The organism is Actinocatenispora sera (assembly GCF_018324685.1).
In the GTDB taxonomy this organism is placed as follows: Bacteria; Actinomycetota; Actinomycetes; order Mycobacteriales; family Micromonosporaceae; genus Actinocatenispora; species Actinocatenispora sera.
This window is the reverse complement of sequence record NZ_AP023354.1, coordinates 5814195-5837731: the sequence shown is the minus strand read 5'-3', so window position 1 is coordinate 5837731 and position 23537 is coordinate 5814195. Positions and strand designations below refer to the sequence as shown.

Below are 23537 nucleotides of genomic sequence, written 5' to 3'. Positions count from 1 at the left end.
GGGTCCAGCCAGGCGCGAGCCGGTGACCGGAATCGCGCGTTCGGCGCGAGCGGAGTGAGGGGTGGCACGGTGCGAGTGATCGCGGCGGAGTCGGTGCCCGACGCCGGTGCGTACTGCGCCCGGCTGGTGCGGTTGGATCCGGCCGCGCTGGTCCGGCTGCGGCCGGCTGCCGGTGGGCTGCTCGCGCTGTGGTCCCGGCTCCCGTTCGGCGTGCTGGTCGCCCGCACCGTGGCCGGCGAGCTGGCCGACGACGCCACGGTACGGGCCGGCGATCTGCTCGCCGCGCTGCCGGACGGCGCGCTGCCCGGCCGGTACGACGCGCAGTGGCGCGGCGCGCTGCCGCCGCGCGAGGCCGAGCCGGTGGAGCAGGTACCGGCGGCCGACCTGCGCCGGATCGCCGAGCTCGCGGCGACGACGCTGCGCGACTCGACCGGCCGCGGCGTCGGCGAGCGCCGGATCCGGGACGCGCTGCTCGACCACCCCGGCATCACCCTGGCCACCGGCGACACCGAGGTCGCGGTGCCGATGCGGGTGGTGCTGGCGCTGGTCCGGATGGGATTCCTGGCCGACGAACCGGTACGTTTCGGCACCGCGGGCCGATGGCTGGCGGCGCAGGCCCGAAACGGCACGGCGTGGTACCAACGCCCCGGTGGGCTGACGCTCGATCCGGTGAACCCTGCCGAGATCACACGCAGTGACGGGTGATCTGTCCAACAGCGACCGCGACGCGCTTGCCGATCGCCGGTAACGTCGGCCACGGAGCCCCCCAAACCGGCGTCCCACCGGTCGGCTCACCGACAACCAGATCCGATCGTGCCGGCGCCGAGAGATCGTGCGTGCGTACCTGCCGGCGGTCGGACAACCTCCCGATAAGCGAGCAGGGGACGACGCGATGCCATGGTGGCGTAAGAGCCAGCGCGACGGTGTTTCTCGAAACGACGGTGCCTCCCGCGGCGGTGCTTCCCGCAACGGCGGCGCCGAGCAGACCGCTGACGACGGGTCGTTCGATCCGGAGTCGTTCGGGCCGATCGACGCGGTGACGGTGCGCCGCCGGGTGCCGGCCGAGCGCACCGGCGTGCACGACCTGATGCCGCTGCTGAAGGCGGCGACCAGCGGGCCGAGCCCGGTGACCACCGACCGGCTGTCGGCCGCGCTGCGCCGGCTCGACGTGTACTTCCTGACCGACCCCGGTACCGGCAACCTGGTCGCCATGTGGGAGCGCCATGCGGTGATGTTCGCCCTGGAGGGGCCGGACCGCGACATTCTGATGGTGCGCGCCCGCGCGCACGGCACGGTGGCACCGGAGTGGGCGTCGCAGGCCTTCCCGGCGGTCAACTCCTGGAACCACGACCGGCGGTTCCTCAAGGCGTACCTGGGCGAGCCGGGCGAGTCGGGCCGGCTCCCGCTGTACGCGGAGATGCAGGTGCCGCTGGTCCCCGGCGCGCACGATCAGCTGCTGGACGAGCTGCTCGGCTGCGCGGTCGACGTGGCCGAGGCGTGGGCCGACTGGCTGCACGGCGACGGCGCGGTCCTCTGACCGACCACCGGCCCGACCAGGGCCGGTTTCGTCCCGCGGGCGGCGTTCGGGTGGTGCCGGGCGGCGCGGCGGCGTGCCCGCCAGGTCAACCCCGCGGCGCCCGCGACGAGCTGCGCGATCCCGGCGACCACGAGCGTGCCGGTGGTACCGGCGAGCCCGATCACCGTGCCGCCGGCGACCAGGCCGACCGACACCGCGCCGGCGTGCACGAAGTCCGCCGCGGCGAACGCGGTACGGCGTTCCGCGCCGGTGGTGCGGGTCCCGATCAACGCGTCCAGCGAGCCGTTGCCGAGTGGTGCGAGCAGCCCGCCGACGGCGGCGATCGTGGCGATCAGCGGTACCGACGCGCCGGCGCCGGCCTCGCCCACGAACATCAGCCCGAGTCCCACCCAGGCGGCCGCCGCGGTGGCGAGCCACGGCAGCCGGGGCAGCAGCCGCGGGCTGGCCAGTGCGGACAGCACCGAGCTGAGCCCGTACCCGGTCATCGCGGCGGCGATCAGCGCGCCGGGCCGGCCCACCTCGGCGCCGCGGACCGCGAGACCGAGCGTGAAGGCAAACCACGCCAACCCGCCGACGCCGGACATCGCCACCCCGACCGCGATCGACGGGTGTGCCCGCAGCGCCGCCCGCATCGTCGGTCGCGCCACCTTCTCCGGGGCCGGGCGGGCGGCACCGGTGGACCGCGCCCGGACGGTGGTGAGCAGTACGGCGCCGACCGCGACGCCCGCGGCCTCGCACCACAGCAGCGGTACCGGACCCCAGGCGCCGACCGCGAGCGCGCCGAGCGCCGGCGCCACCACCATCGAGCTGCGGTGCGCGAAGTCCTGCCAGGCCAACGCCTTGGCCGCGGCGTACCGGCCGAGCGGTTCGGCGATCTCGGCCAGCAGGCTGCGTTGGGCGGGCCCGGCGAGCGCGGTGCAGCAGCCGGAGACCAGGCCGGTCGCGGCGAGCGCGTACCAGCCGACGTGGCCGCCGATCGCGGCGACCGGCACGATCAGCAGCCCGGCGACCTGGCCGGCGAGTACCAGGCCGATGGCCCGGCCGTTGGTGAGCCGCTGCCAGCCACGCCGGGCCCACCAGGGGGCGGTGACGAGCGGCAGTCCGGCCATCCCGCCGACCAGGCCGGTGGACCAGGCGGAGTGGCTGGCGGCCAGGGCCACCAGGGGCATCGCCACCGCGGTGATGCGCTGGCCCAGCCAGACGACGAACGTGGTGCCCAGCATGATCGTGACATCGCGTCTCGGTACGGACATGAGCTCATCGTCGGGGGCCCCGGGGGTCACCGGTAGCCGCCGGAAGTTGGCCGCGTCCCATAGACTCACGTTATGGCCTCCCGACCCGACATCGATGACCTGGAGCTGGTGGTGGCGGTCGCCCGGTGCGGTTCGATCGGCGCGGCGGCCCGGTCGCTGCGGCTCAGCCAGCCGGCCGCGAGCGCGCGACTGACCCGGCTGGAGCGGCGGGCCGGGCTGCGGCTGTTCCAGCGCGACACGACCGGCGCCCGGCCCACCGCGGCCGGCGCCGAGCTGGCCCGGCAGGCCGAGCACATCCTCGGCCACCTGGACCGGGTCTTCACCGCCGCGCAGTCGGCCGACATCGCCCGGCCGATCGTGGTCGGCACCTTCGCCAGCATGGCGGCCGCGCTGTTCCCGGTGCTCGACGCGCTGCTGCCGGACGAGGTGGTCGACCAGCGGGTCGATCACGGCGACCGGCTGATCGAGTGGGTCGCCGAGGGCACCATGGACGGCGCCCTGGTCGCCATCGCCGAGCAGGTCACGCTGCCGCACGGCACCCAGGCCCGGGCGGTCGGCGGCGACGAGCTGGTCGCGTTCCGCCCGGCCGGGGTCGCCGGGCTGGGGGCCGGGCGCACGCCGCTGCGCGACCGTGAGGTCGTCTGTTACACCTACGACATGCAGGGTGCTCCGACGCGGCAGCGGCTGACGCTGCTCGGCGCCGCGGTACGGCGGGGTGCGTCGGTGCCGACCACGGTGGGGATGGCGCGCCGGCGCGGGCACCTGGCCGTACTGCCGCGGTCCGCGGTGGCGACCGACCTGCGCCCGGGCGAGAGCATCGACCGGCTGCCGTTCCGGACCCGGCTGCGGCTGTCGCTCGTGACGCCGCGCCCCGGCCATCCGGAGCTGCTCGCGGTGCTGCCCCGGCTGCGCACCGAACTCGGGTTGACCTGATCGGGATCCACCGCGCGGGCCGGCATGCCATGGTGTGGGGCATGACCGATCACACATACCGGGTGGCCGAGATCGTCGGCACCTCCTCCGAATCGATCAACCAGGCGATCGACAACGGCATCTCCCGCGCCAGCAGCACCCTGCGGCACGTGGACTGGTTCGAGGTGACCCAGGTACGCGGGCACGTCGAGGACGGCCGGGTGGCGCACTACCAGGTCGGGCTGAAGGTCGGGTTCCGGATCGAGGACTGACCGCACCGGCGCCGGATCAGCGCCTGGTCGACCGGAATATTCGATAGGTTCCTTCCGGAGTTTTCATCCCCGGAGGTGAATCTGTGTCCGGTAAGAGAATCGGCAGGGCGCTCACCGCACTCGGCGCCGCGGCGCTCGCCACGGTCCTGGCCGCCGGCGTCGCGCCGGCGGCGGCGACCGCGTCGGGCGGGGTCGGTGCGCCCGGCATCGGCGACCCGTACTACCCCGACTACGGCAACGGCGGGTATCGGATCTCGCACTACGACCTGGATCTGGACTACCAACCCGGCAACGACCACCTGGCCGGTACCGCGACGCTCACCGGCGCCGCGACGCAGTACCTGACCCGGTTCGACCTGGACTTCGCGCTGACCACCGACGCGGTGACCGTCAACGGCCGGCGCGCGCGGTTCGAACGCAGCGGCGATCACGAACTGGTGCTCACTCCGGCCCGGGCGCTGCACGCCGGCCAGCGGATGGTGATCCGGGTGCGCTACCACGGGATCCCGTCGACGGTGGTCGCCGAGGGCTTCACCTCGTGGATGCGCACCGACGACGGCGCCGTGGCGGCGAACGAGCCGGAGGTCTCCTGGTGGTGGTACCCCAGCAACGACCACCCGCTGGACAAGGCGAGCTTCGCGGTCGACGTGACGGTACCGACCGGCTACCAGGCGATCAGCAACGGCATCCTGGCCGGCACGCACCCGGCCGGGCCCGGTACGACGCGGTGGCGGTGGCGGGAGAGCCGGCCGATGGCCACGTATCTCACGGTGCTCGCGGTGGGCCACTACGACCTCGACACGTCGACCGACGCACACGGCCGGCCGGTGATCGAGGCGTACGACCAGGGGTTGAGCGCGGCGCAGGCGCGCAACGCGCGGGCCTCGGTCGGGCTGACCGCCTCGGTGATCGACTGGGAGAGCTCGGTGTTCGGGCCCTACCCCTTCGACGCGCTCGGCGGGATCGTGCCGAACTACGAGGCGGGTTTCGCGCTGGAGGACCAGACCCGGCCGATGTACGGGCTGGACTTCTTCGAGTCTGCCGACGACCCGTACGTGGTGGTGCACGAGAACGCGCACCAGTGGTTCGGTGACTCGGTCTCGGTGCACCACTGGTCGGACATCTGGCTCAACGAGGGCTTCGCCGGCTACGCCGAGTGGCTGTACTCCGAGCACGTCGGCGCCGGCAGCGCCCTGTCGGTGGCGCTGGCGGACTACGACGCGCACCCCGCCGACGATCCACTGTGGAGTGTCAAGGCGGGCGACCCCGGTGCTCAGCACCAGTTCTCCGCCGCGGTGTACGACCGGGGCGCGATGACGCTGCAGGCGCTGCGCAACGTGGTGGGCGACCGGATGTTCTTCACCATCCTGCGCACCTGGGCGTCGAAGCACCGGTACGGCAACGGCAGCATCCCGCAGTTCGAGTGGCTGGCCGAGCGGCTGTCCGGCCGGGACCTGTCGCGGCTGTTCGACACCTGGCTGTTCACCACCGGCAAGCCGCCGCGCTCGGCCTTCCACCTGCCGGCCGGTACCGCGATGCCGGCCGGCACACCGGCCTCGCTGCCACAGCTGCGGCGCACCCACGCGCTGCTGGCCGGGCACTGAGCCGTCCGGGTCGGGGCGGCACCGGTCGCCCCGACCCGTGGCTGCCGTCAGTCGGCGAACAGGGCGGCGGTCGCGGCGTGGTCGTGGAAGTCGCGGGACCAGACGATCTTGCCGGCGCGGACCCGCATCACCTGGATGTTGCGGGTCTCGGCGGTCTTGTCGCCGGCGGTGAGCCGGTAGCGCCACTCGCCGACGATCAGTTCGGGGTCGTCGGTCTGGTGCACTTCGACGTCCTCGGCGGCGAGCGTGATCCGGTTCGCGAGCGGGTTGGAGAAGTGCTCCTTCATCGCGGCGAGCCCGGCCAGCCTGATCGGTTCGGGTCGGGCGAAGGGGATCTCGACGACGCAGTCCTCGGCGTACAGCTGCCAGAGGTCGGCGAGGTTGCCGCTGGTGATGCCGCGCAACAGGCTCTCGAAGACCTGGCGCGGGCCGGCGGGGTCGGACATGGTGAACTCCCTGAGTACGACGACTAGAATATGGAGTTGCCACTCCGTTTCCAACGATACGGAGTGATGACTCCGTCTGTCCAGAGGAGTTCTGGACATGGGGCAGCGCAGCGGAGAGCGGCGGCATGAGCGAGCGTGAGCGAGTGAATCGTGGGTGTGGTGTCCCCGTGCCTCATGGCCGGTCGGAGCGCAGCGGAGAGCGGCGGCATGAGCGAGCGTGAGCGAGTGAATCGTGGGTGTGGTGTCCCCGTGCCTCATGGCCGGTCGGAGCGCAGCGGAGAGCGGCCATGAGTCCCCGGGCGGATGCGGCGCGCAACCGGGCCAGGGTGCTGGAGGCCGCGCAGGAGGTGTTCGCGGCGGAGGGGCTGGGCGCGTCGACCGAGCAGATCGCACGCCGGGCCGGTGTCGGCGTGGGTACCGTGTTCCGGCACTTTCCGACCAAGGAGGCGTTGCTGTCCGCGGTGCTGGCCGCCCGGCTGGAGACCCTGGCCGACGAGGCGGAGCGGCTCGCCGCCGACGGCGACCCGGGCACGGCCCTGTTCGACTTCCTGGCCCGTACCGTCGAGGCGTCCGGCCCGAAGGTCGCCTACGCGGATGCGCTGGAGCGGGCCGGCATCGGTACCGACCAGGTTGTCGCGCCGGTGCGCGGGCGGGTGACGAAGGCGGTCGGTGTGTTGCTCGAGCGTGCCCAGCAGGCCGGCGCGGTGCGTGACGACGTGGCGGTCGCGCAGGTCTTCGTGTTCATCCACGGCGCGTCCCGCGCGGTACCGACGATCGCCGACGACGGGGTGCGGGCCGCCACCCTGCGGATGATGTTCGACGGCCTCCGGCCCCGCTGACCGGCCGGCACGCCCGCGCCGGCCCTGTGGCCGGGTTGACGAGCCCGCCGACCTTCGGTTCGCGCCGCGCCGGGCCGGGGAGACCGCGATCAGGGCAGCGGGAAGGCGCCGATCCGGGCGTGGTACTCGTGGCCCATGTGCTCGGTGTCGCTGCCGACCAGCAGGCCACCGGGATGGCCGGACCCGGCCGGGAAGGTGACGAGCGCGTCGACGCCGTTGCCGCGGTCGTGCGTCGGGTTCCAGGCCAGCGCCCGGCCGGTGTCCGGGTCGATCGCGCCGATGCCGGGCCGGGAGACCGCGCCGGCGCCGGCCGACTTGTCGCCGTACGGGTTGTCCAGCCACTTCTGGTGCCCGCCGACGTACACCGCGGTGCCGGTGCAGGCAACCGACAGCAGCGTGTTCCCGCCGGTGCGGTTGACCCAGACCGGGTGGTGCGCGCCGGCGCCCGTCAGGTCGAACTTCGCCGCCGCGTTGCACATCGTCGTCGGCCCGGCCTGGTGCCCGGTGGTCACCACCACGAACGACGCGCCGTCCGGCGCGAAGTCGAGGTCGCGCAGGTAGCTGTTGTACGACTCGTTGCACTGCTGCTGGTACGCGTCGGTGTACCAGCCGCGCACCGCACCGGTGCTCGCCGACACCACCGCAAGCTGGTTCCGCGACTGCCCGCCGACCTGCGTGAACGTACCGATGATGGCGAGCGCGCCGGTGCCGGACAGGGCCAGCTTGCTGACCCGCAACCGGCCCGAGCGCTGCTGGGCGACGGCCGCGTCGAAGCCGGTGTCGACCGCGCCGGTGCGTCCGGACAAGCGGGCCAGGGCCGGTCGCGCGGTGCCGCCGACGGCGCCGAACGTGCCCCCGGCGTACAGGGTGGGGCCGTCGGCGGCGAGGGTGAAGACGGTGCCGGTGTCGATGCCGGCGGTGAACTCGGGCGAGGCGGTACCGTCGGCGACCGACAGTCGCGCCAGGCCGTGGTGTGCGCCGCCGGCGAGCTCGGTGAACGAGCCACCGACGTACACGGTGCCGTCCGGGCCGGCGGCGAGCGCCCGGACGGTGCCGTTGGGCCGCGGTGCGAAGCGAGTGGAGATCGCGCCGGTGCCGAGCCGGAACGCGAACAGGCCGTCGCGGGTCACCTCGATGCTGCCGTCGGCGCTGGCGACCCGGTGGAAGTCGCCGCCGACGATCGCCTCGTCGCCGACCACGGCAACCGCGTACACGGTGCCGTCGAGCACGTTCGGCGTCCAGGCCACCGGATCCGTCGAGACGAGGGTGGACTGCCCGCCACCGGCGCTCGCTCCCGCGGTCGGTAGCGCGGCGACCAGCAGCGCGGTGAACAGCCCGGCGGCGACCATGGTGACCCGACGCATCGATGCACCACTCCTCATTGCGATGTGATGATCACGTACGGTACCCAACGAATCGTGTCGATCGTGGATGCGTACGCTGCTCGCCGTGTTGTCGGTGATCGTCGCGGTCCTGACCGTGCTGGCGGCGGTGGCGCTCGCGGCCTGGCTGTGGCTCGCGGTGGCGCGCGGCGGCTTCTGGCGTACCGACCAGCGGCTGCCGCCGCCCACCGACCCGCCGGCGCGCTGGCCCGCCGTGGTCGCGGTGGTGCCGGCCCGAGACGAGGCGGCGGTGCTCGCCGACAGCCTGCCCAGCCTGCTCGCGCAGCACTATCCGGGCCCGGCCCGGGTGCTGCTGGTCGACGACAACTCCACCGACGGCACCGCCGCGCTGGCCGCGAAGCTGGCCGCCGCACCGACCGCGCGGCTGCCGCTGCGGGTCCTGGCGCCGGGCGAACCGGCGCCCGGCTGGACCGGCAAGCTCTGGGCACTGCGCGCCGGCGTCGCCGCCGCCACTGCCGCCGAGCCGGCCGCCGCCGAGTACCTGTTGTTGACCGATGCGGACATCGCGCACCGGCCGGGCTCGCTGACCGCGCTGGTCGCGGCCGCGCAGGGGCACCGGCTCGACCTGGTGTCGCAGATGGCGCGGCTGCGGGCCGTCTCGATCGCCGAGCGGCTGGTGGTGCCCGCGTTCGTCTACTTCTTCGCGCTGCTCTACCCGTTCCGCTGGGTGAACCGTCCGTCCGCGCGGACCGCCGCCGCGGCCGGCGGCTGCACCCTGGTACGGGCCGACGCGCTCGCCGCCGCCGGGGGAGTGGCGGCGATCCGCGGCGCGGTCATCGACGACGTGTCGCTGGCCCGCAGCGTGGCGCGGGCCGGCGGCCGAATCTGGCTCGGCCTGGCCGATGCCACCGACTCGGTCCGGCCGTACCCGACGCTGGGCTCGCTGTGGCGGATGGTGGCCCGCAGCGCGTACGCCCAGCTGCGGCACAACCTCGCGTTGCTCGCCGGTACGGTGCTCGGCCTGGCACTGCTGTTCGCGGTGCCGGTGGCGGCCACCGTGGTCGGCGTGGCGAGCGCGCGATGGCTGCTCGCCGGGTTCGGCGCGGCGGCCTGGTTGCTGATGGCCGCGACGTACCTGCCGATGCTGCGCTACTACCGGCAGCCGGCGATCGCCGCGCTGGCCCTGCCGGCCACCGGTTTGCTGTACGCGGCGATGACGGTTCAGTCCGCGATCGCGCACCACCGCGGTCGCGGCGCCGCCTGGAAGGGCCGCACCTACCGCTGAGCGGTCGATCAAGCCCATCCTGGCCCGCGCGTACCCCGATTTCCTGTCCCGCTGAGACTTTCCGGTCCGCCGAACTGCGCGACGGGTCCGGTGCCGTTCCCGTGGCCGGTTCGGCGACGCGGCCAGCCACCGGCGCCGGGCCCGGCCGGCCGCGTCAGAGCAGGCGGCGGCGCTGGAGATAGCCGGCCAGCTCGTCGTACTCGCCGCCGGAGTTGGCGAACAGTACGGTGTTGCGGGCGGCCTCCAGCCACGGACCGGTCGACGGGCGCACCTCGCGCAGCGCGCGGTCGAAGTCGGCCGGCCCGATCATCCGGGCCACCCCGCTGGCCAGCGAGTCGTGCATCGCGTACTCGGCCGCGCTCTGGCACAGGTGCGCCAGATCCGCACCGGAGAACCCGTCGGTGGCCGCGACGAGCCGGCGCAGGTCGATGCCGGCGATCGGCCGGTCCCGCAGGTGGTAGGTCAGGATCGCCTCCCGGGCCGGCACGTCCGGCGGCAGCACCAGCGCCATCCGGTCCAACCGGCCCGGCCGGCGCAGCGCGGTGTCGACGTCCCACGGCGCGTTGGTGGCGGCGAGCACGAACACCCCGTCGTTGTCGCTGCCCAGCCCGTCCAGTTCGGCCAGCAGCTGGTTGACGGTGGCGCGCATGGCGGCTCCGGCCTTGCTGCGCTGGACCGCCAGCGCGTCCACCTCGTCCAGGAAGACCACGCACGGGGCGTGCCGCCGGGCGGAACGGAACACCTCGTGCACGTTGCGCTCCGAACTGCCCAGCCATCGGTCCAGCACGTCCGCCGCGGACACCGACAGGAAACCCGCGCCCAGCTCACCCGCCAGCGCCCGGGCCAGGAACGTCTTGCCGCAGCCGGGCGGGCCGTAGAGCAGGAGGCCGCCGCGCAGGTTCTTCGCGTACAGCCGGCGCAGCTCCGGGTTGCGCAGCGGCGCCAGGAACGCCAGCTCCAGTCGCTGCTTGACCTCGACCATGCCGCCCACGTCGGCCAGCCGGACCGCGGACGGCTCAACGTCGAAGGCCCGGTCCGCCCCGTCGTCGTCGCTCCCCTCGGTGCTGAATCGCGGCGCCGCCACCCCGCGCAGCTCGGACTCGTACGCGCCCCAGTCCACCTCGCCCAGGCTCGCAGCGCCCGGACCCACCCCAGCCGTACCCGTCCGGTCCGGCACTGGCTCCACCGCCGCATCGTCCGGCCCCGCGGCGTCGGGCCCCGGATCGGACTCCGCGCCACCCGGCGCCGGCCCGGCCGCCGCGGGGCCGGACGCGCCGGCGGGTACGGAGCCGCCGGACGCCGGCCCGGGAGCGGACAGGGCGCGGCGCATCAGCGTGCGCGTCCGCTCGTCGGCCGGGTCCTGGGCAAGCGCCGCGCTCAGCTGCGTCAGCGCGTCGTCCGGCCGGTCGGCGGCGAGCAGCAGCTCGGCCAGATGCAACCGCAATGGCAGGTCGTCCGGCCTGGCCTGCACGGCGGCGGCCAGGCTGGCCAGCAGATCAGGATCGGTCACCGGTCACCTCACGATCTCGGACTGCCCACGGGCCGCCGACCGAATCCAGCCGACCAGCCGCACCGCCTGGATCAGCAGGCCGACCGGGATCAGCATGCCGGGCGCCACCGCGCTACCGACCAGCAGCCCCCGGTACGAGCCGGGAACCAGGACCACCGCCACCGCGAACACCAGGTTCGCCAGTCGGCCGATCGCGAAGAACGGCGCGAGCCGGGCCAGCCGGGCCCAGATCGGGGCGACCGACCGGCGCCGCGCCAGCCGTTCCCGGCGCAGCCACCACCGGAACCAGCCGAGGAACCCGACGCTGGCGGCGACGCCCAGCGCGGCCCGGGTCATCTGGTCGGCACCGAGCAGGAACGCCGGTGCCCACAGCACCGCCGCCAGTACGCAGCTCGCCCAGTACACCTGGAACAGCAGGCGGGTGCCGGCACCGTCCGGGCTGGTCGGATCGCCGACGTCGGTGACCGGGCGGCGCCGGTGGGCGATCAGGTCGGCACCGACGATCGTGAGCGCGCTCGCCAGCAGCGCCACGATCCAGCCGGCCAGCGACAGCAGCAACACCGCGCCGTGCGCCGGGGCGTCGTACACCGCGGACACGACTCCCACCGCCACCGCGACCGCCACCAGCAGACCGGTGCCGAGCACGCGCACCAGCAACCGCGCGTCGGTACGCAACCAGCCCCGCGCCGCCGCCCGCGCCGGTGCCGGCAGCGCGCGCAGCGCCCGCCTGGCCCACATGAGGTACCCACCGGCCAGCGCGGCGGCGACCAGCCAGGCGAGCGGGTACCGGCCGAACACCAGGACGATGGTCAGCATCGCCGCGGTCGCCCAGGCCAATCCGGCGATCCGCAGCAGGATGCGGCGCAGGTGGGTGGCGCCGGCGGTGCCCGCCGGGGCGGCCGCCGCGGCCGCACCGAAGTACCGCAGCGCGGTGCCGGCCTGCCCGCGCCGCTCGGCGATGCGGCCGAGCTGTTGCATCGCGCCGGCATGCTGCGGAGCCAGCCGCAGCGCCTGGAGATAGCTGCGCCGGGCCGCGCCCAGCCGGCCACTGGCCTGCAGGACCAGTCCGCGCGCGTGGTGTGCCTCGGCCTGGTCGGGCGCCAGCCGGACCGCCTCGGCGGCCGCGGCGAGCGGCACGGCGCGGCGGCCGGGTCGCGCGCTGGTCGCGAAGGCCATCGTCGCGTGGCACTGCCAGCGGTCCGGTGCGAGCCGTACCGCAGCGCCGGCCGCGGTCACCGCCTCGGCCGGGCGGTCGAGCAGTATCAGCGCCTGCGCCCGCAACCGGTGCGCCCACTCCAGCCGCGGATCGGCGGTGCAGGCGCGCTCGGCGGCGGCGAGCATCGCGTCGTTGGCGCGGACTCGCTCCTCGCACAGGGCCAGCAGGCACAGGCCGCGGGCGTCGTCGGGGTGCCGGGCCAGGTAAGTGCCTACCAGCTCCCGCGCGGCGGTGACCCGGCCCAGGTCCAGCTGCGTCTGCACCCGGTCCAGCTCGGCGCGGTCGGTGGACGGCACCGATCAGCCGGCGATCAGCTGCAGCGTGGTCCAGGCGCCGAGGTGGATCCGGTCGCCGTCGCGCAGCGGTACCGGCCGGTTCGCCGCAATGGGTTCGTCCGAGCCGTTCAGGTAGGTGCCGTTTGCGGAGTCCAGGTCGACCAACGCCCACCCGTCGGCGCCGCGCACCAGCATCGCGTGGGAACGGGACACGCCCGGGTCCTCGGGTGGGCCGGTCAGGTCGATCTGCGGGTCGATGCCGCGGGAGCGGCTGGCCCGGCCCACCAGCACCTGATCGTCCTGCAGCGCGAACTGCCGCTCCGGGGCGAACTTCGGGAACTCCATCTGCTCGGCGTCCGGTCCGTTCATCGCGAGCACCCGCAGGTGATAGTCGTGGTCGGCGCGCACCGCGAGCCGCCACCGGGTACGCGTCGCCGCGTCGCCGGTACCGCCACCGCCCGCCGCGGCGCCGCCTGCCCCGGGGCCGCCTGCCTTGGCACCGCTCGAGCCGGCACCGCCCGAGCCGGCACCACCCGAGCCGGCACCGTCCGCGCTGGCACCGTCCGCATCGGTACTGCCCGCGCCGGCATTGCGTGCGTTGGCACTGCTGGAGTCGGTACCGCCCGCGTCGGTGCCCGAACCGGCACCGGCGGGCCCCGCGCCGGTCAGGTCCGCGTCGTTCGTGGCCGCGCCGTCGGCACCGGGGGCGTTGGTGCCGGCGCCGGGGCCATCGGCCGCGCCGCCGGTCGGCCCCTCGCCGGCGGACGGTGCCGCGGCGTCCGGTCCCGACCCGGTCGTCGCGTCCGGCGCGGGCCCCGGCGACGCGGCGCCGTCGGAGCCGGGCGCCGGATCGCCCGTCCCCGAACCGGCACCGCCACCGGCACCACCGGCACCACCGGCACCGCCGGCACCGGTCGCCGGCTGGTCGCCGCGCAGGTCGGCGGCCACGAAGTCGTACCCGTCCACCTCGCAGAACCGCCCGGTACGGGTCGCGCCGCACTGCGGGCAGGTCTGCGTGGCCGGCGCGGCCGGCTCCTCGGTTGCCACCGCGGTGGCCGCCCCGGAGGACGCCGCCGCACCACCGATCGCCGCGCCGCACTCGTCGCAGTAGTCGGCGTCGGCCGAGGTGTGTCCGTTCGGGCAGGTCGGCATGTGCATGCAGCCTTTCGAATCCGTACCGGCCGGTCGTGCCGGCCCCGTCACCGGGTGCCGGCCGCGCGGGCTGTGCCGCCCGTCAGGACCGCTTGACCCGGATCGTCTTGGTGGATCGGACGTTGGTCAGCTCGGCGTCCAGCGAGGAGGCGTCCCGGCGCAGCCGGACCGTGCCGGTCGCCGCGTCCTCGACGTCGACCACCCGGCGCAGCAGCTTCGCGGTCTGCTCGTGGCCGGACTCGTCGGCCAGCTGCACCGCCCGGCCGAGCTTGGCGGTCGCGGTGGCGTCGTCGCCGGCCTCCCGCGCCTCCAGCCCCTGCTGGATCACCTCGGCCAGCTCCGCCTGCCCGGTGTAGTGCGCGACCCGGTCGTTGATCTGGGTGGACAGCGCGTCGTCCTCGGTCCACCGGGCCAGCACCAGCGACTGCGCGATCACGCTGTCGTCCGAGACCAGGCTCACCCGGGCGGCGAGCCGCTCCTCGCCGAGCGTGCCCGGCGGTACCTGCACCGAGACGTGGTAGTCGCGGCTCTCCGCCCCCCAGGCGCCGGTCGGGTACTCGCCGATCCGGTCGCTCACCGCGACCCGGCGCCCGGTCAGCTCCTCCACCTGGGGGAAGACCTGCTTGACGAACCGGATCGTGGAGCCGGCCGGGGTCCACAGCCGCAGCTTGACGTCGGCGACCGACTTGTCCATCGCCTGCTCGGTCATCGCCCGGAACGCGGCCGGCAGCTCCGCCGGCTCCTCCAGGCCGTCCGCGCTGCCCAGCAGCGCCGAGGCGATGGTGCGCAGCTCGTTTGCCGCCCAGTCCTCGCCGACGCCGCGGCAGTCACAGCTGAACCTGCCCTCGCACTCGGCCAGTACCTGCCGCAGCGCCTCCGGCGTCTCGTGCTGGTTTCGCCCGTCGGTGAGCATGATCCCGTGCTTGACCTGCGCCGGTACCTGGGCGAACAGCCTGTTGGCCAGCGCCAGCCAGCTCCCCATCGCGGTACCGCCGCTGGGGGTCAGCCCGCCGATGGCGCGCTTCGCCGCCGCCCGGGTGTCGGCCGATGCGGCCACCATGCCGCTGCTCGGGTAGACCTGCTCGGCCCGGCTGCGGCCGGCGATGACGGCGAACAGCACGCCGTCGCGCAGCGTGTCCACCGCGACACCGGTCGCCTTGATCGCCTCGGTCATCCGGCTGCGCGGGTACCCCATCGAGCCGGAGCAGTCGATCATGATCGCCTCGGCCGCGCTCGGGGTACCGGCCGGGGCCGGCGCCGCGCCGCCCTCACCGGCGGTCACCGTGATCACCGCGTCGACCGTCTCGGCACCGGCGGCGAGATAGGGGTTCTGATAAACCTCGGCGGTGAAACCGGACTGCGGGCTCACTGGGCGCTCCCTTCGGCCGGTGCCGCCGGCGGGTACGGCACGACCACGACGGTGATGTTGTCGACGCCGCCGGCATCCAGGGCCAGCTGGGTCAGGTGCCGGGCCACCGCGAGCGATGGCCCGGCCGGGGTGGACGACGCCAGTGCCTCCGGCGCCGAACGGTAGCGGGACAGCCCGTCGCTGCACACGATCAGCCGCCCCGGGCCCTCCGGCGTGAACGTGCGCACCTTCGGCGGGCCGTCGTCGGCGTCCACCCCGATCCAGCGCACCAGCGCACCGGAGTGCGGCTGGGCGTGCGCCTCGTCGGCGGGCATCCCGGACGCGATCAGCTCGTTCGCCAGCGAGTCGTCCACGGTCACGCAGCGCGGCGCGCCACGGTCGGGCAGCCAGTACGCGCGGCTGTCGCCGACCCAGCCGACGGTGATCGAGCCGGAGGACACCACCGCGGCGACGAACGTGCAGCTCGGCGGGTTGCCGTGGTCCGGCCCGGCGACCGCGGTGACGGCCTCGCGGGCCGCGTGCACCGACCGGGCGATCGCCCGTTCCGGGTGCGAGCCCTCGGTCAGGGCGGTCCGCAGCACCGGCAGCGCGGCGTCCACCGCCGCGTGCGAGGCGGCGTCGCCGCGCGACGACGAGGACACCCCGTCGCACACCACGACCAGCGGCGTGCCCGGCAGGGTACCCAGCGCGAAGGCATCCTCGTTGCGCTCGTGCCGGTGCCCGATGTCACTGACCCCGGCGACCGGCCCGAGGTCGAACTCGCTGTGGTCCGGGCCGGTCGGACCGCGCTGGCCGCACTGCCCGCAGTACCCGTCCGAGGTGAACGCGGTGTGCCCGCACGCCTCGCACCGCTGCGGCGCGGTCGACGACGAGACCCACTCGGCCGCGGCCGGCGGCACCGGTACACCGTGCAGCGGCGTTCCGCACGCCTCGCAGAACCGGAACCCGGCGGACGCGGGCGCCCCGCAGGCCGGGCAGTCGATCGTCTGCGCGATAACCACGTGTCCTCCTAGACGAGCGTCCTCGGCCGGACCGCGTTCGCGCGGTCGACCAGCGCGTACCGCGCCAGCGGGGTGCGTTCGAGACTGGCCAGGGCACGGTAACCGGTCTCCAGCCCGAGCCGCAGCTCGCGCTCCACCAGCCGCCGGCCGAGCACGCTACCCGTGGTCTGCTGCGGCGGCCGGCCGGGCGGCGTACCGGGTGCCGCGTCGGCGGGGATGCCCAGCCATTCCAGCGCCGCGGTGAAGATCTCCACCGACAGCTGCGCGTGCGTACCGGAGTCCAGTCCGAGCTTCTCCAGCCGGGCCGCGGCGTCGACCAGGTCGGCCTCGGTACGCGCGCCGGCGGAGCGGTCCAGGCGGGCCCGGATCGCCGCGATCTGCGCCGGGGTGTGCCGGCTGGACGAGTCGGGCACCTCGTCCAGCACCGCGATCGCGCCCTGCCGGTCGCGGCCAGCGAGCAGCAGCCGGGACACCGCGAACGCGGCGCTGACGTACCCGTGGTCGACCCGCCACACCCGGGCGTACCGGGCCAGCGCCAGGTCGGCGTGGCCGGACAGCTCCGCCGCCACCGCCTCGGCCAGCAGCGCCGCCGGCTCGCCCGGCAGCGCCGCGGCCACCGCCTCGAACGCGGCGAGCGCCTCCTGGGGTGCCCCGGCGGCGAGGCCGAGCAGGCCGCGATGCCAGTCGTACCGCCAGTCGGCGTCCGGGGTGGCGAGCCGGCCCAGCTCGGCCCGCGCCGCCGGCACGTCACGGGTCTCGATCAGCGCCCGGACGACCCGGTACGACACCTCGACGGTGCGGGCCGGAGCCTGCCGCATCGCCTGGATCGCCTCGGCCGGCGCGGACGCGTCGACGGTGGCGAGGAACGCCGCGGCCGGGTCCGCCGGGTCGACCAGCGGCAGCGGCAGGCACCGCACCACCTCCCGGCCGTCGAGCCGGCCGTCGCCTGCGGGCACGTCGCCGGCGGCCGTCCCGAACGGCCGACGCTCGGCGGTGAACAGCGTCGACATCGACGGCCGGGGGATCCCGTCCGATGCCGACAGCACCTCCCGCAGCACCCCGAGCAGCTGGTCGGCCATCTCCGCCGCGGACGCGAAGCGCCGCTCCGGCTCCGGATGGGTGGCCCGGGCGAGCAGCCGGTGGAACGACGGCTCCTGGGCGAACAGCGGGATCTCCGCCGGCGTCGGCAGCGACTTGGCGTACCTGCTGGAGAAGCCGGTGAAGGTGAAGCTGAGCACGGCGAGTGTCCGGCCCACCGTGTACAGGTCGGACTCCACCGACGGGCCGCGGGTCGCCACGTCCGGCGCCTGGTAGCCGGGGGTGCCGTAGATCGCCCCGTCCGGGTCCTCGAGCCGGCGCACCGCACCCAGGTCGATCAGCTTCAGCTGCTCCTCGGCCTGGATCACGTTGTCCGGCTTGAAGTCGCAGAACACCAGCCCGCGACCGTGCAGGTAGCCCAGCGCCGGCAGGATCTCCAGCCCGTACGCGAGGACCTGCGGCAACGGCAGCGAGGCGCGCTGCCCGACTTCGTCGCGGTGGTCCATCGCGAGGTCCTTCAGCGACTGCCCGCCGACGTACTCCATCACGATGTAGCCGATCAGCTCGCCGGTCCGGGGGTCCGGGTGCCGGGCGAAGTCGTGGATCTTGACGATGTTCGGGTGGTCGACCTCGACCAGGAACCGGCGTTCCGCGACGGCGGACTCCATCGCGTCCGGGTCGCCGGTGTTGATCAGGCCCTTCAACACCACCCAGCGGTCCGCCCCGCCCTCCGAGACGTGCCGGTCCCGGGCCAGGTAGATCCAGCCGAGCCCGCCGTAGGCGAGGCAGCCGAGGATCTCGTACCGGTTGTCGACCACCTCGCCGGCGGTGAGCCCGGGCAGGAACGAGAACTCGGTACCGCACTGCGGGCAGAAGCCCTCCGCCCGCCCCGGCTGGCCGTCCCGCGAGCGCCCGACCGGCTGGTCGCACTTGCTGCAGTAGCGGCGCGACTCCGACACCTTCGGGTCGGTCATCACCGCCGTGGTCGGGTCGCGCAGCGGCACCGGCGGCACGTCGACCAGCCCGGCGCCGAGCCCGCCGCGCGCCGTGGCCCGGCTGCGGCTGCTGCGGGTACCCAGGCTGGACGCGCCACCGAGCCCGGCCCCGGTACGGCCGGCGAACCCGGCGGTGGCACCGGTCGGGCGCCAGCCGCCGGTCATCGCGCCGGTCGGCACGCTCGGCCCGCTGGGCAACGGCTGCGACACCGGCGTCCCGGGTTGGCGGAACGCCGGCCCGGGCACCCCGCCGCCGGGGGCCGGCGGGCCGGAGGTGGGCCGGGCCGGGTCGGGCACCGGGGGCGGGGGAGCGGCCGCCTTCGACCCGCACTGGTCGCAGTAGCCGTCCGCGGCGTAGTGGCCGGCACAGCCCGGCTGCTGGCAGCTCGCCCCGGCGGGCCAGCCCGCCGGCAGCCCGCCGCCGCCCACGCCGGCCGGCACGTTCGCGGCGACCGGCGGCGCACCCACGTACGGTGCGGCTGCCGGCGCGGGGGTGCGCTGGCTCGGCGGCCGGGCAGGTGCCTTCGACCCGCACTGGTCGCAGTAGCCGTCCGGGGCGTAGCGGCCGGTGCATCCCGGCTGCTGGCACGGCGCCTGACTCATGGCCTTTCCTCCTTCGTCGGAACGCCCACCAGGCGCTGGTCCGCGCGACAGCCACGATCCGGTCGCTGCCGCGTCCTCATGCCGAGCCCTCCCGCTGCCGTACCAGCTCGGACAGCGCCTGCTGGTAGCCGTACACGGCGCGGGTGGCGGCCGGCAGGTCGCACGGCGCGGTGTAGAGCAGCCGCTCGGCCGCCGAGTACCGCCGGGCCACGTCGGTGTCCTCCAGCCGGCCCAGCGCGGCGGCCTTCGCCCGGTAGGCGGCGAGCCGGCCGCGCAGCTCCTCGCGCCGGGCGAGCAGCCCGTCCGCCGCCGAGCGCAGCTCGCGGGCCCGGTCGGCGGCCGCGGCGATCTCGCGCTCGGTCGACGCGACGGCGTCGGCGAGCGCCGGCCAGGCCGCGCCGCGGTGCAGCTCGTCCAGGTTCGCCAGCCGGCTCCGCAACTGCTCCGCCGCGGCCGGCACGGGGGGCAGGCCGGGATCGGCGATCTTCGCCGCCGCCGCCCGGTACGCGGCACCGGCCGCCTGCTCCGCCTCGGCCAGCGCGGTCAGCGAGGCGGTCCAGCCCGACCGGCGTCCGGCGTAGTCGTCGCGCAGCGCGACCAGCCCGGACAGCCGGCGCCGGGCCGCCGCCACGGACTCGTCGAGCCGGCCGAGCCGACCGGTGACCGCCGCGGTCGGGGTCCCGTCCGGCGCCGCGGTGAGCGGATCGGCGAGCGCCGGGCCGCGCACCGCGTCCAGCTCGGCGATCAGCGGCCGGGCCAGGTCGGTCAGGCCGAACTCGGCGGCCAGAGTGGTGACCTCGTCGACGGCGTCGGCGGTCGGGGACACCAGGTCGGTCAGCGCGGTCAACGCCCCTCGCACGGCGGCCAGCCGCTTGCCGGCCGCGGCGGCGTCCACGACCACCATCGGGATCAGGTCGACCAGGCACAGCCGCCGGGCCACCGGGTTGCCGGTGCCGTCGGCCGGCAGCCCCGCGGCGTCCAACGCCACCATCGGCTCCCGCAGCAGCGCGGCCAACTCCGCCAGGTCGTCGTCGGACGGGCGGCCGCGCCTCGCCCGTACCGCCCGGGCGGCGTCGAGCAGGTCGCCGGCGACGCTGAAGTGTGCCCACAGCACGCTGACCCGCTGCGGCAGGTCGGCCAGCCGCTCGGCGGTCGCGCCGGTGGCGCCGCCGGCACGCAGCCAGCGCAGCGCCGGATCGGAGTCCAGCGCGTACATCGAAGCGGCGAGCCGGTCGTACTCCTCACCGATCGCGGTCAGCCGCTGGTCGGCCTCCTCGCGCCGCAGTGGTGCAGTGGCCATCGCGGTCAGTCCCGGTACGTGGCGGCCGGCGGCTTCGGCGCCGGACCGAGCACCGTCAACCACTGGTCGTAGCGCTTCTTCCAGGTACCGTCACCGCGGATCTTCGCCAGCACCCCGTTGACGAACCGGACCAGGTCGACGTCGTCGAGGTTCGCCGCGATCCCGTACGGCTCGTCGGTGAACTTGGGGCCGACCACCTTCGTGTTCGGGTCCTGCTTCTTCAGCCCGGCGAGGATGGTGTCGTCGGTCGAGATGGCGGCGACCTGCCGCTGCTGCAGCATCACCAGGCAGTCGGTCCAGTCGTCCACCGCGACCGGGACCGGCTTCGCCGGGTTGGCCGCGATCGCCCGGATCGACGTCGACCCCTTCGCCGCGCAGACCTTCTTGCCGCCGAGATCACCGAGCTTCGTCGCGGTGGAACCGGACGGCACCAGGACCCGCTGCCCGGCGTCGAAGTAGACCGACGAGAACGCCACCTGCTTCCACCGCTCGCAGTTGACGGTCATCACGTCGGCCACCAGGTCGACCTGGTGCTTCTGCAGCACCGGGATGCGCTGCGCGGAGGTGATCACCTTGAACTGGATCTTGTTCGGGTCACCGAAGATCGCCCGCGCCACCTCGCGCAGCATGTCGATGTCGAAACCCTTGAGGTCGTTGTCCTGATCGCGGAAGCCGAACAGGTAGGTGTTCTGGTCGACGCCGACCACCAGCCGGCCACGCTCCTTGATCCGGGACACCGCCGACCCGTGCATCATGTCGGCCGGCGATCCGTGCGGGCGGTAGCTGTCGGCGGCGCAGGAGGTGTCCTGCGGCTCGGCGTCCGGGATCTTCGCCGGATCCTGCACCCCGACCGGCTGCGGCGGCGCCGCCGGCCGGCCGGCGTCCGGCAGCGTCGAGGCCCCGCATCCCGCCACGACCAGCAGGGCCGTCACCGCCACACCCGCCGCGAGCAAACCCCGCACCCGTCGCCGCACCGGCGTGCCCTCCCTCGTCTTACGGGTTGGTGCACGATAGTCTGCCGGGCCGCGCCGGCCCCATTTGCTCGCTGGCCGCGTTGTCGGCACGAGCGCATACGACACCGGTATGCCCTCGCACCTCCGCCTTGCCAGCGAACAAATGGGACTCGCCGCGACTCCGGCGCTGTCGCGCGCCCACCCGTTTCTCATCGGTACTCCGCGACCCGGCGCTGCAGGCCGATCGCGGTGCCGACCACGCACAGCGCGGCGAGCACGCCGAGCCCGATCGCGGCACCGGTCTGGCTGGACGCCGCGGCGCTGGCCTGGTCGGTGAACCGCGCGTTGGCCGCCTCGATCGCGCCCGCGGCGTGCCGGTCGAGACTGCCGAACGCGTCGGCCGCGCTGCCCGGGCCGGAACCGATCGCGACCTTCACCGCCTGGGGATACTGTCCGCCGTCGTCGAGGGAGCGCACCTTGGCGTGCGCCGCCTGCCAGTCGGTGACGTCCTTGCGGACCGCGTCGAGCTGCCGGCGCTGGGCGTCGTCCGCGCCGCTGCGGGCCGCACCGATCAGGCCGCCCTTGCCGTCCGACCCGACCAGGTCGGTCATCCGCTGCCGGAAGTCTCGCTCGAACGACGCGCCGTTGCCGCGGGCGACCAGGGTCAGCGACTCGTCCGCCCGGGCCTGCAGCGCGGTGAGCCGGATCTGCGCGTACGCCTCGACCTGCGCCGAGCCGTGGTCCCGGGCCGAGCCGAGATGGCTCGCCAGCGCACCCCACGAGACGGTGAGCCACAGCAGCGCCACCACCGCCGCCGCGCAGCCGACCAGCAGCCCGCGGTTGAACACCCGGTTGGTGCGCCGGCTCAGGTAGACCTGCCCGACCACCAGACCGGCCAGCAGCAGCAACCCCACCGGGATCGCGACCCAGGGGAACCCGGCCGCCGCCGAGCGGTCGTCGGCGAGCCGCGCGGTCTCCGCCTGGTACAGCGACTTGGCCGCCGGCAGCAGCTTGTCGCGCATCAGGCCGGACGCCTCGCGCAGGTAGGCGGCGCCGAGCGGGATGCCGAGCCGGTTGTAGACCCGGGCGGTCTCGACCAGGCCGGTGTACACCGGCAGCTGGCTGGTGAGCTGCTGCACCACCCGTGCGTTCGCACCGGCGGCGTTGCTGGCGGTGGCGAGCGCCTTGCCCGCCTCGGCGATGTCCTGCTGGTAGCGGCGGGCGGCGCTGGCCGACTCGACGCCGCCGGCGAGGAACGCGGAGGCCGCCGTCGCGTCCGCGTCGGACAGCGACCGGTAGAGCTGCTGGGCCTGCACGGTCAGCGGACCGGAGTGCGAACGCACCTCGTCGAGCCGGCCACCGCGCTGCTGCACGCCGACGACCATGGCGGCCCCGAAGGCCAGGCCGAGCACGACGAGCAGGGCCAGCAGGGTGGTCAACCGGCCCGGGGTGGTGCGGGCCAGGGCGGCGAGGCCCGGCCGGGTCGGGTCGACGGCCGGCGCCGGGGACGCCGGCGCGGTCGGAGCGAGCGTCATCGCGGCACCGACCCGTCGAGCCGCACCGACCCATCGGTGCCCACCGTGCGCCGGCCGGTGGCGCGGACACGGATCCCGGCCTGGCCCGTTCGGCCCGTGCCCGACGTGCTGCCCAGCATCGATGCCCTCCGTCGTGTTTTCGGGCCAACATAGCCGGTCGTGTCAACCAGCGTGATCACGCTGCCGGGCGCCCCGGCGGTACCGATGACGGCCCGGTCCCCGCCGGTCGGTGCCGATGTCCGGCATGTCCCGCCGGGGTGGGACGCGGCCGCGTCACGTCCCGCCGGGGTAGGGGGTCGGTTCTGGTTCCGCCGCGGGACGTACCGGACCCGGGCGCGCTCCTACCGTCACGCCGTCAACGGCCAGACCGGCGGTACGAAGGGGGCGAAGCGGTCGTGCTGACGATCGACGACGCGGTACAGCTCTACGTCAAACACCACGAACCACTGCGGGCGGTACGGGAGGAGCAGCGGCGGCTGCTCGCCGACCGGCCGGGCATGCGGGCGCAGCTCGACGACATCGAGGCCGAACTGACCTACCTGCTGATCCGCCAGGAGCGGCCGGCGCGGGTGGTGGAGATCGGCTGCCTGCACGGCTGGTCCACCAGCTGGCTGCTGCGCGCCCTGCGGGACAACGAGACCGGCACGCTGACCAGCTACGACCGGATCGAGAACGCCCGCCGCAACGTACCGGTGGAGCTCGCCGACGGGCGCTGGCGGTTCGTCGCCGGTGACGTGCGGGAGCAGACCCTGCCGGACGGGATCGACTACCTGTTCCTGGACGCCGCGCACTCGGCCCGGTTCGCCCGCTGGTACCTGGACCGGCTGCTGCCGGCGGTCCCGGCCGCCACCCCGGTCAGCGTGCACGACGTGTTCCACGGCCGGCGGGCCAAGCCGTACTCGGAGGGTTCGGTGCTGCTGCGCTACCTGCGCGACGCCGGCGCCGGGTACTTCACCGCGGCCGCGAAGCGCGCGCCGGGGCAGTACCGGCGGCTGCAGGAGTGCCGGGCCGACCTGGGCTTCGGTGACCCGGTGCATCCGGGTACGCACAACCCGATGATCTGGTTCCGTCGGCCCTGAGGCCCGGGCCTGCGCCGCGC

General features: G+C 74.8%; 20 protein-coding genes. 8 read left to right on the top strand and 12 right to left on the bottom strand.

The features are described from left to right. Positions 1–69 precede the first annotated feature (69 nt). Positions 70–705 (top strand): DUF8185 domain-containing protein, encoded by a 636-nt coding sequence (locus Asera_RS27420; RefSeq protein ID WP_035295109.1) that lies wholly within the window; start codon positions 70–72, stop codon positions 703–705. Positions 706–892: 187 nt separating this feature from the next. Beyond that, positions 893–1537 carry a type III secretion system chaperone family protein gene (locus tag Asera_RS27415; protein ID WP_030444305.1) on the top strand — a complete coding sequence of 215 codons (645 nt, stop codon included), beginning with the start codon at positions 893–895 and terminating at the stop codon, positions 1535–1537. On the opposite strand, the gene Asera_RS27410 is transcribed toward Asera_RS27415, so the two are convergent. Further along, on the bottom strand, positions 1450–2790 hold the full coding sequence (locus tag Asera_RS27410; protein WP_051801514.1) for an MFS transporter: 1341 nt from the start codon (positions 2788–2790) through the stop codon (positions 1450–1452). The two genes, Asera_RS27415 and Asera_RS27410, sit on opposite strands and share 88 nt — an antisense overlap. A 72-nt stretch (positions 2791–2862) precedes the next feature. On the opposite strand from Asera_RS27410, the gene Asera_RS27405 reads away from it, so the two are divergent. The 3 genes from Asera_RS27405 to Asera_RS27395 all read left to right on the top strand — a co-directional run bounded on the left by Asera_RS27405 (position 2863) and on the right by Asera_RS27395 (position 5578). Beyond that, complete coding sequence (locus Asera_RS27405) at positions 2863–3723, top strand: LysR family transcriptional regulator (RefSeq protein WP_030444307.1); 861 nt, start codon at positions 2863–2865, stop codon at positions 3721–3723. Between the two features lie 41 nt (positions 3724–3764). After that, complete coding sequence (locus Asera_RS27400; RefSeq protein WP_030444308.1) at positions 3765–3974, top strand: dodecin; 210 nt, start codon at positions 3765–3767, stop codon at positions 3972–3974. An 83-nt stretch (positions 3975–4057) separates the two neighbouring features. Further along, positions 4058–5578, top strand: a complete 1521-nt coding sequence (locus Asera_RS27395; protein WP_244844050.1) for a M1 family metallopeptidase — start codon at positions 4058–4060, stop codon at positions 5576–5578. A gap of 47 nt (positions 5579–5625) precedes the next feature. Here the strand turns inward: Asera_RS27395 and Asera_RS27390 are convergent, their stop codons facing one another. Further along, the gene (locus Asera_RS27390) at positions 5626–6024 is read right to left on the bottom strand and encodes a nuclear transport factor 2 family protein (protein ID WP_051801516.1); all 399 of its coding nucleotides are present in this window, start codon (positions 6022–6024) and stop codon (positions 5626–5628) included. A gap of 287 nt (positions 6025–6311) precedes the next feature. On the opposite strand from Asera_RS27390, the gene Asera_RS27385 reads away from it, so the two are divergent. Then, positions 6312–6863, top strand: a complete 552-nt coding sequence (locus tag Asera_RS27385) for a TetR/AcrR family transcriptional regulator (protein WP_030444311.1) — start codon at positions 6312–6314, stop codon at positions 6861–6863. A gap of 89 nt (positions 6864–6952) precedes the next feature. Here Asera_RS27385 and Asera_RS27380 read toward each other — a convergent pair whose 3' ends face one another. Further along, complete coding sequence (locus tag Asera_RS27380; protein ID WP_030444312.1) at positions 6953–8227, bottom strand: NHL repeat-containing protein; 1275 nt, start codon at positions 8225–8227, stop codon at positions 6953–6955. A gap of 85 nt (positions 8228–8312) precedes the next feature. Here Asera_RS27380 and Asera_RS27375 point away from each other — a divergent pair, with 85 nt between their 5' ends. After that, the gene (locus Asera_RS27375; protein WP_212804736.1) at positions 8313–9491 is read left to right on the top strand and encodes a glycosyltransferase; all 1179 of its coding nucleotides are present in this window, start codon (positions 8313–8315) and stop codon (positions 9489–9491) included. 154 nt (positions 9492–9645) lie between these two features. On the opposite strand, the gene Asera_RS33700 is transcribed toward Asera_RS27375, so the two are convergent. From Asera_RS33700 to Asera_RS27330, 9 genes are all read right to left on the bottom strand, one after another. Further along, positions 9646–11001 carry an ATP-binding protein gene (locus Asera_RS33700; RefSeq protein WP_030444314.1) on the bottom strand — a complete coding sequence of 452 codons (1356 nt, stop codon included), beginning with the start codon at positions 10999–11001 and terminating at the stop codon, positions 9646–9648. Positions 11002–11004: 3 nt separating this feature from the next. Beyond that, positions 11005–12513 carry a tetratricopeptide repeat protein gene (locus tag Asera_RS33695; RefSeq protein WP_051801521.1) on the bottom strand — a complete coding sequence of 503 codons (1509 nt, stop codon included), beginning with the start codon at positions 12511–12513 and terminating at the stop codon, positions 11005–11007. 3 nt (positions 12514–12516) lie between these two features. Then, positions 12517–13650, bottom strand: a complete 1134-nt coding sequence (locus tag Asera_RS33690; RefSeq protein WP_030444316.1) for an FHA domain-containing protein — start codon at positions 13648–13650, stop codon at positions 12517–12519. Between the two features lie 76 nt (positions 13651–13726). Continuing rightward, positions 13727–15013, bottom strand: a complete 1287-nt coding sequence (locus tag Asera_RS27355; protein WP_030444317.1) for a VWA domain-containing protein — start codon at positions 15011–15013, stop codon at positions 13727–13729. Then, entirely contained in the window at positions 15010–16014 is a 1005-nt protein-coding gene (locus Asera_RS27350; protein ID WP_051801523.1) for a PP2C family protein-serine/threonine phosphatase, read from the bottom strand. Before Asera_RS27350 ends, Asera_RS27355 begins: the two co-directional genes overlap by 4 nt. An 8-nt stretch (positions 16015–16022) precedes the next feature. Then, positions 16023–18650, bottom strand: a complete 2628-nt coding sequence (locus Asera_RS27345; protein WP_169745786.1) for a serine/threonine-protein kinase — start codon at positions 18648–18650, stop codon at positions 16023–16025. A gap of 76 nt (positions 18651–18726) precedes the next feature. Further along, positions 18727–19950, bottom strand: coding sequence for a hypothetical protein (locus tag Asera_RS27340; protein WP_157034599.1), 1224 nt, complete (start codon positions 19948–19950; stop codon positions 18727–18729). Between the two features lie 5 nt (positions 19951–19955). Next, a complete protein-coding gene (locus tag Asera_RS27335) occupies positions 19956–20882 on the bottom strand; it encodes a glutamate ABC transporter substrate-binding protein (RefSeq protein ID WP_244844049.1) in 927 nt (308 codons plus the stop codon). A gap of 230 nt (positions 20883–21112) precedes the next feature. Next, a complete protein-coding gene (locus tag Asera_RS27330; protein WP_030444322.1) occupies positions 21113–22438 on the bottom strand; it encodes a hypothetical protein in 1326 nt (441 codons plus the stop codon). A 395-nt stretch (positions 22439–22833) separates the two neighbouring features. On the opposite strand from Asera_RS27330, the gene Asera_RS27325 reads away from it, so the two are divergent. Continuing rightward, positions 22834–23517, top strand: coding sequence for a class I SAM-dependent methyltransferase (locus Asera_RS27325; protein WP_030444323.1), 684 nt, complete (start codon positions 22834–22836; stop codon positions 23515–23517). The last annotated feature ends 20 nt before the right edge of the window (positions 23518–23537 follow it).

Bases quoted from the DNA above. Each gene is read 5' to 3' on its own strand.
- Asera_RS27415 (WP_030444305.1), top strand. From the start codon at position 893: ATGCCATGGTGGCGTAAGAGCCAGCGCGACGGTGTTTCTCGAAACGAC.
- Asera_RS27410 (WP_051801514.1), bottom strand. From the start codon at position 2,790: ATGTCCGTACCGAGACGCGATGTCACGATCATGCTGGGCACCACGTTC.
- Asera_RS27405 (WP_030444307.1), top strand. From the start codon at position 2,863: ATGGCCTCCCGACCCGACATCGATGACCTGGAGCTGGTGGTGGCGGTC.
- Asera_RS27400 (WP_030444308.1), top strand. From the start codon at position 3,765: ATGACCGATCACACATACCGGGTGGCCGAGATCGTCGGCACCTCCTCC.
- Asera_RS27390 (WP_051801516.1), bottom strand. From the start codon at position 6,024: ATGTCCGACCCCGCCGGCCCGCGCCAGGTCTTCGAGAGCCTGTTGCGC.
- Asera_RS27385 (WP_030444311.1), top strand. From the start codon at position 6,312: ATGAGTCCCCGGGCGGATGCGGCGCGCAACCGGGCCAGGGTGCTGGAG.
- Asera_RS27380 (WP_030444312.1), bottom strand. From the start codon at position 8,227: ATGCGTCGGGTCACCATGGTCGCCGCCGGGCTGTTCACCGCGCTGCTG.
- Asera_RS33690 (WP_030444316.1), bottom strand. From the start codon at position 13,650: ATGCACATGCCGACCTGCCCGAACGGACACACCTCGGCCGACGCCGAC.
- Asera_RS27345 (WP_169745786.1), bottom strand. From the start codon at position 18,650: ATGAGTCAGGCGCCGTGCCAGCAGCCGGGATGCACCGGCCGCTACGCC.
- Asera_RS27340 (WP_157034599.1), bottom strand. From the start codon at position 19,950: ATGGCCACTGCACCACTGCGGCGCGAGGAGGCCGACCAGCGGCTGACC.
- Asera_RS27330 (WP_030444322.1), bottom strand. From the start codon at position 22,438: ATGACGCTCGCTCCGACCGCGCCGGCGTCCCCGGCGCCGGCCGTCGAC.